The following is a 15213-nucleotide window of genomic DNA, read 5'->3' as shown; positions in this document are numbered from 1 at the left end:
CGACGGCGCAACATGGCGCCGCCCATCCTGTCATTGCCTGTCTCTGGAGAGTCCACCATGAAGTCCCGTGCCGCCGTCGCCTTTGGTCCCGGCCAGCCGCTGCAGATCGTCGAGATCGACGTCGCCCCGCCGAAGAAGGGCGAAGTGCTGGTGAAGATCACCCACACCGGTGTCTGCCACACCGATGCGTTCACGCTGTCCGGCGATGATCCGGAAGGCCTGTTCCCGGTGGTGCTGGGCCATGAAGGCGCCGGCATCGTGGTTGAAGTGGGCGAGGGCGTGACCAGCGTCAAGCCGGGCGACCACGTGATTCCGCTGTACACCGCCGAGTGCGGCGAGTGCCTGTTCTGCAAGAGCGGCAAGACCAACCTGTGCGTGGCCGTGCGCGCGACCCAGGGCAAGGGCGTGATGCCCGATGGCACCAGCCGCTTCAGCTACAACGGTGAGCCGCTGTACCACTACATGGGTTGCTCGACCTTCAGCGAGTACACCGTGGTGGCCGAAGTGTCGCTGGCGAAGATCAATCCGGACGCCAACCCGGAACACGTCTGCCTGCTCGGCTGCGGCGTCACCACCGGCATCGGCGCGGTGCACAACACCGCCAAGGTGCAGGAAGGCGACAGCGTGGCGGTGTTCGGCCTCGGCGGCATCGGCCTGGCGGTGATCCAGGGGGCGCGCCAGGCCAAGGCCGGCCGCATCATCGCGGTGGACACCAATCCGTCCAAGTTCGAACTGGCGCGCGAATTCGGCGCCACCGACTGCATCAACCCGAAGGATTTCGATAAGCCGATCCAGCAGGTCATCGTCGAGATGACGACCTGGGGCGTGGACCACAGCTTCGAGTGCATCGGCAACGTCAACGTGATGCGCGCGGCGCTGGAATGCGCGCACCGTGGCTGGGGCCAGAGCGTGGTGATCGGCGTGGCCGGTTCGGGCCAGGAGATCTCCACCCGTCCGTTCCAGCTGGTGACCGGCCGCAAGTGGATGGGCACCGCCTTCGGTGGCGTGAAGGGCCGCAGCCAGCTGCCGGGCATGGTCGAGGATGCGATGAAGGGCGATATCGAACTGGCCCCGTTCGTCACCCACACCATGGACCTGGACAAGATCAACGACGCCTTCGACCTGATGCATGAAGGCAAGTCGATCCGTTCGGTGGTCCACTACTGAGCCGCGGCGTGGGCTGGTTCGACGCCCTGCGCAGGCCGCGTGCGGAGGATCCACGCGCGGCCCTGGTCGACCCGATCGAGCAGGCGCTGCGCGCGCTGGGCTGGGTCGAGGGCGACGTGGGTCCACCGCGCGTGGTGGACTCGCCCTTCGGCATTGATGAAATGCCGTTCGAGCACTGGCTGGCACAGGTATTCCTGCCGCGCCTGCACGAAGCCCGCGCCGACGGCCTGTGGCCACCGCGCAGCGACGTGGCGGTGGCGGCGTACCGCAACCTGGACGGCCAGCCTGGCGTCGAATCGTTGCTGCGCCTGCTGGCACAGCTGGATGAACTGATCAACCAAGGCGTCCACGCCGGGCGTGGATAAGCCGACCAAGGTCGGCATCTACCAGAAGCACGCGTGCGCTGACGCGCCGCGCAGGAGAGCACCATGGAACGCATTGAACACCGCGCCTGTTTTGGCGGTTGGCAGGATGTCTACCGCCATCATTCGACCACGCTGGGCTGCGACATGCAGTTCGCCGTGTACCTGCCGCCGCAGGCGGAAACGCAGACGCTGCCGGTGCTGTACTGGCTGAGCGGGCTGACCTGCACCGAGCAGAATTTCATCACCAAGGCGGGCGCGCAGCGCTATGCGGCCGAACACGGCGTGATCATTGTCGCGCCTGATACCAGCCCGCGCGGTGATGACGTGGCCGATGCCGAAGGCTACGACCTGGGCAAGGGCGCAGGGTTCTACCTCAACGCCACCCGTGCGCCCTGGGCGAAGCACTTCCGCATGCATGACTATGTAGTGCACGAGTTGCCGGCGCTGATCGAAGCGGAGTTCCCGGCGACCGGCGCACGCGCCATCAGCGGGCACTCGATGGGCGGCCACGGTGCGCTGGTGATCGCGCTGCGCAATCCGGGGCGCTACCGCAGCGTGTCGGCGTTCTCGCCGATCGTCGCGCCCAGCCATGTTCCGTGGGGGCAGAAGGCCTTCCACGCCTACCTTGGCGACAACCCGGCCGACTGGGCGCAATGGGACGCCTGCGCATTGATTGCCGCGGCCAGCGAGCGCCTGCCGTTGCTGGTCGACCAGGGCGAGGCGGACGAGTTCCTGCAGACCCAGCTGCAGCCGCAGCGCCTGCAGGAGGCCTGCGCCGCTGCCGGCCATCCGCTGACCCTGCGCCTGCAGCCCGGCTACGACCACAGCTACTACTTCATTGGCAGCTTCATCGGCGAGCACATCGCCCACCACGCCCGCGCCCTGCACGGCTGAGCCCCCGGGAAAAAGGGGACGGAGGGGATTAAGTCGCATTTGCCGCTGTGCCGCAAACGACTTAATCCCCTCCGTCCCCTTTTTCAGCGATGGATCACACCCTCGTGGCGTCGCCCCGCGCTATCGTGCGCGTAGACGGCCTTGCGGATCGGGGGATGCATGCCGGTAGTGCTGGCGCTGCTGTATGTGCTGTGCCATGGCCTGGTGCTGGCCTTGTGGCCTGGTCCGGCCGGGGTAGGCTCCTTCGTTTTCCTGACCGGTGCCCCGTTGCTGGCGGCGGCCGCCTGCCTGTGGCGGGCCCGCCGCGACCGCGCGGCACTGGGGTGGCGCGCCACGGCATTGGCGCTGCTGCTGTGGGCCGGCGGCATGGCGTTCAACATGATCGACGCCCTGGGCGCCGGGCGTGCCGATTTCACCCCGCGCGCAAGCCTGTTCCTTTACGTGCTCTACGGTGTGCCCCTGGTGTTCATCTTGGCCAGGGCGCGCCGGGAACGGGTCAGCATCAGCCTGATCGATGCGGCCATGGCGGCGCTGCTGGGCGTGCTGTTCTTCGTGCACGCGCAGTCGTTCGCCGCCCGCGTTGACATCGACGACCACGCGTTGTCCAACATGCAACGCATGTTCGATATCCAGAACCTGTGCATCGCCGTGTTCGCGGTGGTGCGCTGGCTGGCCGGCGACGTTCCCGAGCGGCGTACCTTTTTCCGCGCGCTGGCGATGTATGCGGCGACCTACCTGTTGGTGGCGTATTACATCAACCACTACACCTCCGGTGATGCGTTCGGTGCCTATGCCGATCTGCTGATCGATCTGCCGTTCCTGCTGCTGGCGCTGCTCGCACTCAGCCAGGCACCGGCGCGGGTCCTGACGCCGCATCCGCGGATGGCGCGCACGGTGCAGGCGGCGGGCCCGATGATCCTGCCGCTGCTGCTGCTGGTGGTGGGCACCCTGGTGGTCGACCATGCCCGGCCCCTGGCCGTGAGCGGTTTCGTGGTGGCGACGCTGGGGTTCGGCCTGCGCAGCATCCTGCTGCAGGTGGACCTGATGGAACGGCAGGCCTCGCTGGACCAGCTGGCGCGCCAGGATGGCCTGACAGGCGTGGCCAACCGGCGCGAGTTCGACGCGCTGCTGCTGGCCGAGTGGAATCGCGCACGGCGCAGTGGCACCGAGCTGGGCCTGCTGCTGTTGGATATCGATCATTTCAAGGCCTTCAACGACCGCCACGGCCATCCCGCCGGCGACCGCTGCCTGCAGGCCGTGGCAGCGGTACTGAAGGCGAGCGCCGGTCGCGCCGGTGACAGCGTCGCACGTTATGGCGGCGAGGAATTTGCGGTGATCGTGCCCGGAAGCGCGCTGTCGGGCGTTCTGGCGCTGGCCGAGCGCCTGCGCCAGGCTGTGGAAGCGCTGCCGTTGCCGGAAGGATCGGTCAGTATCAGCATCGGCGTGGGTTACCTGCATCCGCCGGCTCTGGCCAGTGCCGATCAGTTGCTGGCAGACGCCGATGCCGGCCTGTATGCCGCCAAGCGGGCTGGCCGCAACCAGGTGATCCTGCATGCGCACGTGCTGGATGACGAGGGCAGCACGCACGGAACGATGGACTGTTGAGCAGCTCTCTGCATGCGATCACACGGGGGGCGTGACGGCTTATCGCTGCCGCAACCAGCCGGTCGGATCGAGCAGCCTCAGCCCGACCGGTGACAACGAGCGCTGCCGCAACGGCAGGTTTGCCGCCTGCACGGCCATCGCACAGCGTGCCAGTTGCCGGCGCAACGGTGCCAGCGTGTCGTCTTCGCGGGGCCGCGCATGCCGCCATTGTGCGATGCGCAGCAGGCAGACCAGCAGGTCCAGTTCGCTGGCGGCAATGAAGGGGGAGCCGGCGGGCAACAGGTCGATCGGTGCCGCCGGCGCGGCCAGCAGCGGCAGCAGGCCGATGAAGGCGTCGCAGCCCTCCCGGCCAAGCCCGAGTCCGCTCAGCTGGGCAAGGCCATCGGCCTGCAGATCGGGGTCGCGCAGCTGGCGTATCGCGCCCAGCAGCGCCTGTTCGCCCCGGCCGAACTGTCGACCGAAGGCGCGGTAGTTGACCCGGGTGGGAAACAACGGGGAACGGGAGGCCATGGTGGCTAGGGCTGTGGGTCGCGGGTTTCCACCAGCACCGGACAGGGCGCGTGGTCGATGGTCCATTGCCCGATCGAGGGCTCGAACAGGCGTTCCAGCCGGGACAGGTGGCGATGGCCGATCACGATCAGGTCGCACTCCAGGCGCCGGGCCTGCTCGCTGATCACTTCGCCGGGATCGCCGGAGGGGATCTGCGCGATGGCATCGACGCCGCGCTCGCGCAGTTCGGCCAGGGCTTCGGCCAATACTGCCTCGGCGCGGGAGCGCTGGCGGGCGGCTTCCGGATACTCGGTGCGATCGGCTTCGCTGGCATCGGCCGCCAGCGCGAATTCGGGGTCGAGCACGCACAGCAGGTGCAGGCGGCTGTGGGGGCCGGCGATGGCGGCGGCCAGGTCCAGCACGCGTGCGTGCTGGGGGCCACCATCCAGGGCGACCAGCAGGGTAGTGAACATGGATGTCTCCTTGGCGGGACGGGGATGGTCGCCGATGTCACCGCGCGCACCCATGCCGTGCGCGGCAGTCAATGAATGCGTCGAACGCAATCCACGGTGGTCGCAAGTGCCGTAGAGTCATCTGATTTACTGGAGACTGTCATGCCCCTGCCGGACCTGAACCTGTTGCTGGCACTGGACGTGCTGATTGACGAATGCAGCGTGGCCGCCGCCGCGCGCCGGATGAACCTGAGCGCGCCGGCGATGAGCCGCACCCTGGGCCGGATCCGCACTGCGCTGGGTGACCCGGTGCTGGTGCGTGCCGGCCGCGGTCTGGCGCCCACGCCCCGCGCGCTGCAGCTGCGCGAGCAGGTCCGCGATGTGATCGAGCAGGCCCACCGCGTCTTCAACGCCGGTCGTGAAGTGGACATGCGCGTGCTCGAGCGAACCTTCAGCGTGCGCGCCAATGATGTCTTCATCGGTGGATTTGGCGGTCGCCTGCGCGAGATCTTCCGCCAGCAGGCACCGCGCGCGGTGCTGCGCTTCGTACCCGAGGGCGATACCGACGATGATGCGATGGCGCAGGGCCGGATCGACCTGTACATCAGCACCGCCGGCAAGCATGCGCCCGATACCAAGGTGCAGAACCTGTTCAGTACCTCGTTCATGGGCGCCGCGCGCGAGGACCACCCACTGTTCGACGAGGAGATCAGTGCAGAGCGCTTTGCCGCGTGTGACCACATCGCGGTGTCGCGCCGTGGCCTGCCGCGTGGGCCGATCGATGATGACCTGGCCACGCTCGGCCTGCAGCGCCGCGTGGCGCTGATCAGCCCGACCTTCCACGGTGCGATCTTCGCGGCGGCCGAATCAGACCTGATCCTGCCGCAGATGCCAAGCGTGATGCTGGAGCGGATCGTCAGCATGCGCCTGCCGCTGCGCCTGTTCCCGCTGCCGATCCCGGTGCGTACCGCGGCCATCGTGCAGGCCTGGCATCCGCGGCTGGACAACGATGCCGCGCACCAGTGGCTTCGCCGTTCGATCAAGACCATGTGCGAGCGCGTCGAGGACGCCCACCGCTGAGACCCGCAGGCGTGCGCTGGACGCACGCCTGGGATGCCGGCGACGCCATTTTTCACAGGGTACCGGCTCCCTAGACTGCGCTCCCCGGAGTTTCACTGAGCGCATTCCAATGACCCTCAACATGCCGTGCACTGCACGGATCGGCGCCTGGCGATGAGTGCGCCGGCCGCCGCTGTCCCGGCCGCCGCAGCGCCCCGTCCTGCCGCCGCCCCCGGGCTCGATCGCCGCATTCTGGTCGGCCTGTGTGGCGTGCTGCTGGCGGTGCTGGTGTCCGGCTTCAACGAGAACATCACCAAGGTCGCGCTGGCCGACATCCGTGGCGCGATGGGTTTCAGCGTCGACGACGGCAGCTGGATCGTCGCCCTCTACAGCGCGATGTCGGTCAGCGCGATGGCCTTCGCGCCGTGGTGTGCCGCCACCTTCTCGCTGCGCCGTTTCGCGCTGGCGATGATCGGTGGCTTCATGGTGCTGGGCGTGCTGTGCCCGCTCGCCCCGAACCTGCAGGTGTTCCTGCTGCTGCGTGCATTGCAGGGCCTGTGCGGCGGTGCACTGCCGCCGTTGCTGATGAGCGTGGCGCTGCGCTTCCTGCCGCCTGGCATCAAGCTGTACGGCCTGGCCGGCTACGCGTTGACGGCGACGTTCGGCCCGAGCATGGGCACGCCGCTGGCCGCGTTCTGGGTCGAGCAGGTGGGCTGGCACTGGGCGTTCTGGCAGATCGTGCCGTACTGCCTGGCCGCCATGGCGATGGTCGGCTGGGGCCTGCCACAGGACCCGCTGCGGCTGGAACGCTTCGCCCAGTTCGATGGCGTTGGGCTGCTGCTCGGCCTGCCGGCGCTGGTGCTGCTGGTGCTGGGCCTGGTGCAGGGCCCGCGGCTGAACTGGTTCGATTCGCCGATGATCACGCTGATGATCGGTGGCGGTGCCGGCCTGATGGTGCTGTTCATGATCAACGAATGGTTCCACCCGCTGCCGTTCTTCAAGCTGCAGTTGTTGGCCAACCGCAATCTCAGCTACTCGCTGGTCACGCTGGGTGGCGTGCTGTTCGTGCTGCTGGCGGTGATCTCGATCCCGTCCGGCTTCCTGGCCAGCGTGCAGGGCTACCGGCCGCTGCAGACCGCACCGATGCTGCTGTGGGTGGCACTGCCACAGGTGATCGCGCTGCCGCTGGTGGCGGCCCTGTTGAACATCCGCGCGGTGGACTGCCGCTGGGTGCAGGCCACCGGCCTGGCGATGCTGGCACTGGCCTGCTGGCTGGGCTCGCACCTGGACGTGGCCTGGATCCGCGACAACTTCCTGTGGGTGCAGCTGCTGCAGGTGTTTGCCCAGCCGATGGCGGTGCTGCCGCTGCTGATGCTGGCCACCGGCGGCCTGGCGCCACAGGATGGCCCGTTTGCCTCGGCCTGGTTCAACACGGTCAAGGGCTTCGCTGCGGTGTTCGCCGGTGGCGTACTGGATGCCATCGCCCAAGGCCGCCGTCATTTCCATTCCACCGTGCTGGTCAACCGCCTTGGCGAGCAACCGTGGCTGGCCGATGGCCCGCAGCTGGGCGCGCGCCTGCATGCACAGGTACAGGCGCTGACTTCGGCCGACCTGTACTGGGTGGTCGCACTGGTGGCGCTGGCCTTCATTCCCCTCATTGCCTGGATGCCCACCCGCATCCATCCGCCACGCGCCGTGGCCTGAACCTTTCGCAGGAACCCCTCATGACGATCAATCGAACCCCTCTCAACACCGGCCTGGGCCTGGGCGTGCTGGCCCTGGCCATCGGCGCGTGGCTGCTGCTGCGCGATGGCGGTCACCAGACCACCAACAATGCGTACGTGGTGGCCGACTACACCCTGGTAGCGCCGAAGATTGCCGGCTTCGTCAGTGCCGTGGACGTAGAGGACAACCAGTCGGTGAAGGCCGGTGACGTGCTTGCCCGCATCGACGACCGCGACTACCAGGTGGCACTGCAGGCTGCGCGTGCCGACCTTGCCAATGCCCGTGCGCAGCTGGCCAATGCGCAGGCCGCACTGGCCCAGCAGGACTCGCTGATCGCGCAGGCCAGGGCCAGCGTCGATGTCAGCCGTTCCGAACTGACCCTGGCCAGTGCCGACCAGCAGCGTTACCGCGAACTGGCCCGTGATGGCGCCGGTACCGTGCAGAACGCGCAGCAGGCGCAGTCGAAGCAGGCCGTGGCCAGTGCGCATCTGCAGCAGGGCCAGGCCGCACTGTCGACCGCACGCCAGCGCACCGACATCCTCAGCGCGGGCGTGCAGGCTGCACAGGCGGCGGTGCAGCGTGCAGAAGCGGCACAGGCACGCGCCGAACTGGATCTGTCGCACACCGTGCTGCGCGCGCCGATCGATGGCATGGTCGGTCGCCGCGCAGTGCGCGTCGGTGCCTACCTGACCCCGGGTACGCCGGTGGCTGCGGTGGTCCCGCTGAAGCGCGCCTTCGTGGTCGCCAACTTCCAGGAAACGCAGATGACCCGCATGCAGGCCGGCCAGCAGGTCGAACTGAAGGTGGACGTATTCCCGGGCACGCCGCTGCGCGGGCACATCGACAGCATTGCACCAGCCACCGGCGTCACCTTTGCTGCAGTCGCACCAGAGAACGCCACCGGCAACTTCACCAAGGTGGTGCAGCGCATTCCGGTGAAGATCGTGCTGGAGCCGGGCCAGCCGCTGCTGGACCAGCTGCGTGCCGGCATGTCGGTGGAAGCCAGCGTTGACCTGGGCAGCCGCGCGCGTGCGCAGAGCATGCAGCACGGACCGGGCCACAAGCGCGGGGAGGGCGCATGAGCGCCATTACCGTTTTCCGCACCTTCGTTGCGGCCAGCCTGTGCACGGCCCTGGCTGCCTGCGCGATGGGCCCGGACTTCGTACGCGCGCAGGCGGAACTGCCCGGCCACTGGCAGGGTGGGGCTGTCGCCGGCAACGCCATCGATCAGGACGCCGCCTGGTGGGCCGGCTTCGACGATCCGCTGCTGGGGCAGCTGGCCCACCAGGTGCTGGCGGCCAACCTGGACCTGCAGCTGGCCGCCAACCGCGTGCAGCAGAGTCGCACCGCGCGCGGCACCGCCGCCGCCGATCACCTGCCCAGCGTCAGCGCGAGCGCCAGTGGCGTGCGTGCACGCAACAGCGAGGTGGGCCTGAATGATCCGTCCGGCAACGGCGGCCGTGATGACTACGGGCTGTTCCAGGCCGGTATCGGCCTGGGCTGGGAACTGGACCTGTGGGGCCGCGTGCGGCGCCAGGTGGAAGCGGCCGACGCGCGCGTGCAGATGGCCGAGGAGGATGCACACGCCGTGCGCATCGCGCTGCTGGCGGAAACCGCGCGTGATTACCTGCAGCTGCGTGCGACGCGGCAGCTGCTGGCGATCACCGAGGACAACCTCAGCATCGCGCATGACATCAAACGGCTGACCGAGGCGCGCCAGAAGCAGGGCGTGGCCAGCACGCTGCAGGTGTCCAGCGCGGCCGCGCAGGTGGCTTCGCTGCAGGCGCGCATCGCGCCGCTGCGGCATCGCGAATCGCAGCTGCGCAATGCGCTGGCGTTCCTGCTGGCACAGCCGCCGCAGGCACTGGACGCGCAGCTGCAGGATGCACGCCGTGACTGGCCGGCGTTGCCAGCGGTGGCGGTGGGTCTGCCGAGTGAACTGGCCGAGCGTCGCCCGGACATCCGTCGTGCCGAGGCGGCACTGCATGCGGCAACGGCCGGCATCGGCGTGGCCAAGGCCAGTTTCCTGCCGCGCATCACCTTGAATGGTGACGCAGGCTTCCAGGCCAAGCAGCTGGATGACCTGGATGGCTGGAACGCGCACCGTTTCAGCATCGGGCCGTCGATCAGCCTGCCGATCTTCCAGGGCGGGCGGCTGAAGGCGAACCTCGCGCTGAGCAGGCTGCAGCAGCAACAGTCGGCCCTGCAGTTCCGCCGTACCGTGTTGCAGGCCTGGCATGAGGTGGACGACGCCATGGACGGCTACAGTGCCGAGCAGCAGCGCACGGTGCAGCTGCACGTGGCGGTGGATGAGAGCGAGACGGCACTGGGGGCGGCGCGCCGGCAGTACCAGGCCGGCGTGGTCGACATGCTGGACGTGCTGACCACCCAGCGCATCGCGCTGGACAACCAGGCCGCGCTGGCCAACAGCCAGGCCGCCGCCGCGATCGCGCGGGTGGAGCTGTACCGCGCGCTCGGTGGCGGCTGGTAGCGATAGAGAAACGCCGGGCCATGCCCGGCGGTTCGTCGGTAGTTGCCAACCTTGGTTGGCAGTTTTTTTGGAGCGCCAACCAAGGGTGGCGTCTACCAGAGCATGGTCATCGGCACCGGGTCGATCACGACACGGGCACGGTAGCGCCGGGCCATGACCGGCGGGCGGGTGCCTCAACGCACGTCGCGCAGTTCCCAGTGGCTGCCGGCCAGCAGGCGCAGGCGCTGCTTGAACACGTCACTGTCGATGCGGGTGGTGGCGACCAGGTTGATGCGCAGGTCCTTCTGCTCGCCGGTCACGGTGGCCTCCGGGTCGGTCACGCCCCACTGCGGTTCCACCGCATCCGGGTCGGGCTGCTTGGCCTTCCAGCGTTCGAACAGCGTGCCGCTGCGCAGGGCATCCTGCAGCTCTTCGGCGAAACCGGCGGCGCCCTGGGAATGGAAGGACAGGTCAGGGTCGTTGCCGCGGGCCTTGGACGGATCGGGCAGGCTGATGTGGTACTGCGCAGGCATGGAGTTCTCCTTGAAGTGCGGCAAGGCTGGCACAGTCGGGGTGGAATCGATGTGCAGATTCCGGCCGTGGCCAGCGCTCATTCGAACCGATGCGGCCCATCGGCAAATCCCACGGTGACCGCGCCCTTGCCGACGTTGACCATGCCGGTCAGGCTCATCACCGATTCGTACACGGTCACGCCATGGCCGGCGCAGACCTCTTTCATCTGTGCATAGCCGGGCAGGCTGCGCAGCTCGTCCAGTTCGCCGCCGTAGCTGACGCACACCGTCGGCGTCATCAGCCCCGCACGCACGCGCTGGCCGACCACCGCGAACAGCTTCTGCACGGCGCTGTCGAAGCCCTTGATCTTGGCCACCGGCCCGGTCTCGCCACGGTAGCCGTGCAGCACCGGCTTGATGTCCAGTGCACTGCCCAGTGCCGCGCTGAGCAGGCCGACACTGCGGTCGCCCTTGTGCCGCGCGCGTGCGCGCATGTAGTACAGGTCGCGGGTGATCATGTAGCCGTGCACGTTGCCGGCCAGTTCTTCCAGCCGTTCGCGGATCTGCTGCACGCTGGCGCCACTGTCACGCAGGCGGACAGCCTCCACCGCGGTCACGGCCTGCGCGGCGAACAGGTTCTGGGTATCAAGTACGCGCAGCGCGAACGGCGAGTTGTAGCCCGCTGCCTGCCGCACCGGCTTGTAATCGTTGAGGATGGCGAAGCTGGCCTGCAGCGCGTTGTCGTGGATCGGGCTGCGGGTCTTGGTGATGGTCATGCAGAACACGTGGTCGTAATCGATCACCAGCTGCTGCAGGAACAGGTCGCGGATCTGGTTGACGCTGAAGGGGATGGTTTCCGCTTCAGCGCCATGTTCGGCCACATGCGCGTGCAGGAAGCTCAGGGTGGCCTGCTCATCGCGATGATCGGCCAGCACGGCTTCGCCGATCCGTACGGTGATCGGCAGCAGCACGATGTTGTGCTCGGCAATGAAGTCCTGCGGCAGGTCGCAGGCCGAGTCGACGACGATTCCGATGCGCATCCGCGGCTCCCCCTCCAGGGCGGTTGTAGGTTCGGAAATGTGAAATCTATCTCAAATTCTGGCGTGGCGCGCGAGGGAAACGCGGCACGCCCTGTTCAGCGACTGCGCTGCACGGCCACCGGAAGCTCGGCCAGGCGCTGCCATTCGGGCTGCCGCAGCAGATCCGGGTCGGCCAGCACCGCCGCCATCAGCGGGTGGGCGTCGTTGCCCCAGAACAGTTCGCCATCGATGGCCAGGGTCGGCACGCCGAACACGCCGGTTGCAATGGCGGCCTCGGTGTTCTTCCGCAGCTGCTCCTTGACCGCGGGAGTCGCGATGGCGCTGGCGACATCCTCGATCCCCAGCCGCGCGGCTGGTTCGCGCAGGGCCTCGGCGCTGTCGGCGGCATTGCCGTCGCGCCAGATCCAGTCGAACAGCACGTCCACCGCCTGTGCGCTGCCACCCGCGGCCAGGCACAGGCGCAGGGCAGACAGCGGATTGAACGGGTGGCCCGGCGGGAACCGCAGCGGTGTGCCTTCGGCCTGCGCGGTCCACAGCAGCTGGCGGTAGATGAAGCGGCGCTTGGCCGGAATCTCGGCCGGCCCGAGGTTGCCCAGGTGATGCAGCACGGCACCAAAGGCGATCGGCACCGGCTGGATCCGCGGGAACTCGGGCAGCTGCTTCAGCTTCTGCCAATGCAGGTAGGAGTACGGCGAAACGAAGTCGAAATACCAGCGCAGGGTGGCCATGGTGGTGTCCTTCAATGCGGTCAGGGCTGCGCGTTGCGCAGCAGGTAGCGATCGCGCAGCTCGGTCTGGCGCGAGCGCATCGGCATCGCCCGGCCGCCCAGCCAGACCTGTTCGGCATAGTGCGCCACGTCCAGCGGGTCGCCCTCCCACAGCACCAGGTCGGCACGCTTGCCCGGCTCGATGCTGCCGATCTGGTCGGCCACACCGAACGCCTGGGCCGGCACCCGGGTCAGGCCGGCCAGGCCGTCGGCCCAGGGCAGTCCATTGGCCACGGCATTGCCGGCCAGCTGGCGCATCTTGCGGGCGTTGTGCGAGGCGTCGCCACGCTGCACGAACGAGACCGCCACGCCGGCCCGTTGCAGGCGTGCCGCATTTTCCAGGGTTGCACCGATCTGGTCGAAGCTGGCCGGCAGGTTGGACAGCACGTCGACGAACACCGGCACCTGCGCGGCGGCCAGCTCCGGTGCCAGCTGCCAGGCTTCGCTGCCACCGGCAATGGCGATCTTCACCTTCTCGCGGGCGGCCCAGCGCAGCAGCTGGCGGATGTCCGCCGCACGGTCCACCTCCACCACGATGCGGCCCTGGCCGGCCAGGTAGCGGCCCAGCGTGCGGCGCCCGGCCGGGGTCAGCAGCGCATGCGGTGAGTCCGCGGCGACCTGGCCACGCGCCTCGTCCACCATCTGCTGCAGCAGCATCCATTGCGCCGCACGCGAATGCCCGGTCAGTTCCACTGCGGCCGACCCCAGGCGCAGGAACAGCGCGCGCGGCCCGAGGGGATCGGCGCTGCCGTCCAGCCGCATCACACCGCCCTGGCCAGCGACGAAGCCGCCACCGGTGGCGGCCCCCAGGGCGGTGAAGCCGATGCCGTCCAGGCGCGCCACCGGGATCAGCACCGAGGCCGGGTTGTAGGCCAGGGTGACATCGAATTCGGGGCGCAACGGTTGTTCGCCGATCTTCAGCGTGCTGTCGACCGTGCTCGCTTCACCGGAGACTTCTTCGATGCCGATCTCGGTGATGCCCCCGAACAGCGCGGGTGTCAGCGGGCGGCCATCGGCCTCGACGACGTTGGCCCCGGCCGGTGCGGACAGCCCGTTGCCGACTGCGCGGATGATGCCGCCCTGCACCAGTACATCGGCGTGCTGCAGGCTGCCGCGCGCGCTGGCCGTATGTACGGTGGCGTTGCGGACCAGCAGGTCCTGCGCCTGCGCGGCTGCGGAGAGGCAGGCCAGCACCATGACCGTAGCGCCGAGCCATGCCCGGCGACGCTTGTTCAACGCGCCCATCAGTGCACCTCCTGGCCGAGCTGGAAATCGGAACGCGGCGTCGCTGCCGGCGCACTGCGGTCGTACAGGCGGCGGCCGTCGATGAAGACCTGTTCGGCCAGCGCGTAGGAACCGAAGGGGTTGCCGTTCCAGACCACTACGTCGGCCATCTTGCCGGCCTCCAGGGTGCCGGTCTGGCCTTCAATGCCCAGCGCTCTGGCGGCATTGGCCGTCATCCAGGTGATGGCATGTTCGGGCGTGATCTCCGGCATGTGCGCGCGGCGCGCGGCGGCGATCACCTTGGCCGCTTCCTGGTTCAGGCGCTGGATGCCTTCGGGCGAATCGGAATGGACGATGGCGCAGCTGTTCTTCGGCCGGTCGACCAGTGCGATGTTCTCCGGAATGCCATCGAAGGCTTCCATCTTGAAGCCCCACCAGTCGGCCCACAGCGCACCGCAGACGCCGTCGGCGGCCAGCCGGTCGGCCAGCTTGTAGGCCTCTACGCCGTGGTGGAAGGCCGCCACCTTGAAGCCAAATTCCTTGGCCAGGTCGAGCATGGTGGCCATCTCGTCGGCGCGGTAGCAGTGGATGTGCACGCGGATGTCGCCTTCGATCGCGCCGGCCAGCGTGTCCAGCTTGAGATCGCGCTTGCCGCCGGCATCACCGGCGCTGTCGCCCTTGTCGCTGCCGAACCAGCCCTTGCGCTTGGCCGGCTTGGGTTTGTTCTTGGCGATGTAGTCGGCAGCATCGATGAAGGCGGCGCGGTAGCCGGCAACGTTGCCCATCCGCGTGGCTGGGGCGACGCCCTTGCCTTCGCCGTAAACCCGTTTCGGGTTCTCGCCGCAGGCCATTTTCAGCCCCCACGGAGCACCCGGGAATTTCATGGCCTGGTAGGTGATGGCCGGCACGTTCTTCAGGGTCACGCCACGGCCACCGACCAGGTTGGCCGAGCCAGGCAGCACCTGCATGCTGGTCACGCCTCCGGCCAGGGCTGTAGCGAAGCCCGGGTCCTGCGGCCACACCGAGTGCTCGGCCCAGACATTGGCGGTGACCGGTGCGGTCATCTCGTTGCCGTCGCTGTGCGCGCCGACGCCCGGGCTGGGGTACACGCCCAGGTGCGAGTGCACGTCGATCAGGCCCGGGGTGACCCACTTGCCCCGCGCATCGATGCGGGTTACCCCGGCATCGGCCTGCAGCTGGCGGCCCACGGCGACGATGCGGCCCTCGCGCAGCAGCACGTCGGCGTTGTCCAGGCGCTGGCCGGTGCCGGTGAGCACGGTGGCGTTCTGGATCAGCACCGGCGCATCGGGATGCGCCCGGTAGGTGCTGGGGTAGGGATCGGCGACGAAGCGCGAGGCGCCCACTGCCGGTGCCGTGCTCAACGAAACCAGCGCCAGCCCAAGAGCGGCGCGCAACACCATCGATGCCATGCAGAGATCCCCAAC

General features: G+C 68.4%; 15 protein-coding genes. 8 read left to right on the top strand and 7 right to left on the bottom strand.

Annotated features, from left to right (window positions below):
- Positions 1–57: 57 nt before the first annotated feature.
- The 4 genes from AC5P6H_RS01570 to AC5P6H_RS01555 all read left to right on the top strand — a co-directional run bounded on the left by AC5P6H_RS01570 (position 58) and on the right by AC5P6H_RS01555 (position 4031).
- A complete protein-coding gene (locus tag AC5P6H_RS01570) occupies positions 58–1167 on the top strand; it encodes an S-(hydroxymethyl)glutathione dehydrogenase/class III alcohol dehydrogenase (RefSeq protein ID WP_014648387.1) in 1110 nt (369 codons plus the stop codon).
- Positions 1168–1175: 8 nt separating this feature from the next.
- A complete protein-coding gene (locus AC5P6H_RS01565) occupies positions 1176–1532 on the top strand; it encodes a YqcC family protein (protein WP_053496250.1) in 357 nt (118 codons plus the stop codon).
- Positions 1533–1595: 63 nt separating this feature from the next.
- Positions 1596–2426 (top strand): S-formylglutathione hydrolase, encoded by an 831-nt coding sequence (fghA, locus tag AC5P6H_RS01560; RefSeq protein WP_053496248.1) that lies wholly within the window; start codon positions 1596–1598, stop codon positions 2424–2426.
- Between the two features lie 159 nt (positions 2427–2585).
- Positions 2586–4031, top strand: coding sequence for a GGDEF domain-containing protein (locus AC5P6H_RS01555; protein WP_049408786.1), 1446 nt, complete (start codon positions 2586–2588; stop codon positions 4029–4031).
- Positions 4032–4070: 39 nt separating this feature from the next.
- Here the strand turns inward: AC5P6H_RS01555 and AC5P6H_RS01550 are convergent, their stop codons facing one another.
- Both AC5P6H_RS01550 and AC5P6H_RS01545 read right to left on the bottom strand, forming a co-directional pair.
- Positions 4071–4541 carry a hypothetical protein gene (locus AC5P6H_RS01550; RefSeq protein WP_049440656.1) on the bottom strand — a complete coding sequence of 157 codons (471 nt, stop codon included), beginning with the start codon at positions 4539–4541 and terminating at the stop codon, positions 4071–4073.
- A 5-nt stretch (positions 4542–4546) separates the two neighbouring features.
- Complete coding sequence (locus AC5P6H_RS01545; protein WP_046432504.1) at positions 4547–4993, bottom strand: universal stress protein; 447 nt, start codon at positions 4991–4993, stop codon at positions 4547–4549.
- 141 nt (positions 4994–5134) lie between these two features.
- On the opposite strand from AC5P6H_RS01545, the gene AC5P6H_RS01540 reads away from it, so the two are divergent.
- The 4 genes from AC5P6H_RS01540 (at position 5135) to AC5P6H_RS01525 (ending at position 10247) form a co-directional block, all read left to right on the top strand.
- Positions 5135–6052 (top strand): LysR family transcriptional regulator, encoded by a 918-nt coding sequence (locus AC5P6H_RS01540; protein ID WP_014648381.1) that lies wholly within the window; start codon positions 5135–5137, stop codon positions 6050–6052.
- A gap of 153 nt (positions 6053–6205) precedes the next feature.
- Positions 6206–7735, top strand: a complete 1530-nt coding sequence (locus AC5P6H_RS01535) for an MFS transporter (RefSeq protein WP_329768572.1) — start codon at positions 6206–6208, stop codon at positions 7733–7735.
- A 20-nt stretch (positions 7736–7755) separates the two neighbouring features.
- Entirely contained in the window at positions 7756–8838 is a 1083-nt protein-coding gene (locus tag AC5P6H_RS01530) for an HlyD family secretion protein (RefSeq protein ID WP_346601676.1), read from the top strand.
- Entirely contained in the window at positions 8835–10247 is a 1413-nt protein-coding gene (locus AC5P6H_RS01525; RefSeq protein WP_495202259.1) for an efflux transporter outer membrane subunit, read from the top strand. Before AC5P6H_RS01530 ends, AC5P6H_RS01525 begins: the two co-directional genes overlap by 4 nt.
- A gap of 173 nt (positions 10248–10420) precedes the next feature.
- On the opposite strand, the gene AC5P6H_RS01520 is transcribed toward AC5P6H_RS01525, so the two are convergent.
- The 5 genes from AC5P6H_RS01520 to AC5P6H_RS01500 all read right to left on the bottom strand — a co-directional run bounded on the left by AC5P6H_RS01520 (position 10421) and on the right by AC5P6H_RS01500 (position 15198).
- A complete protein-coding gene (locus tag AC5P6H_RS01520) occupies positions 10421–10759 on the bottom strand; it encodes a hypothetical protein (RefSeq protein WP_005410998.1) in 339 nt (112 codons plus the stop codon).
- Positions 10760–10836: 77 nt separating this feature from the next.
- On the bottom strand, positions 10837–11778 hold the full coding sequence (locus tag AC5P6H_RS01515) for a DegV family protein (protein ID WP_032956590.1): 942 nt from the start codon (positions 11776–11778) through the stop codon (positions 10837–10839).
- A 95-nt stretch (positions 11779–11873) separates the two neighbouring features.
- Entirely contained in the window at positions 11874–12506 is a 633-nt protein-coding gene (locus AC5P6H_RS01510) for a 2-hydroxychromene-2-carboxylate isomerase (protein WP_126411353.1), read from the bottom strand.
- A gap of 20 nt (positions 12507–12526) precedes the next feature.
- Positions 12527–13789 carry an amidohydrolase family protein gene (locus AC5P6H_RS01505; protein ID WP_014648375.1) on the bottom strand — a complete coding sequence of 421 codons (1263 nt, stop codon included), beginning with the start codon at positions 13787–13789 and terminating at the stop codon, positions 12527–12529.
- Positions 13789–15198: an amidohydrolase gene (locus tag AC5P6H_RS01500; protein ID WP_111205465.1), complete on the bottom strand. Its 1410-nt coding sequence runs from the start codon at positions 15196–15198 to the stop codon at positions 13789–13791. The genes AC5P6H_RS01505 and AC5P6H_RS01500 overlap by 1 nt, the downstream gene beginning before the upstream one ends.
- Positions 15199–15213: the final 15 nt, after the last annotated feature.

The organism is Stenotrophomonas sp. YJH_SMC_110, assembly GCF_059369255.1.
Note: the sequence above shows the minus strand (reverse complement) of the source record. Positions and strands in the feature narration are given on the sequence as shown.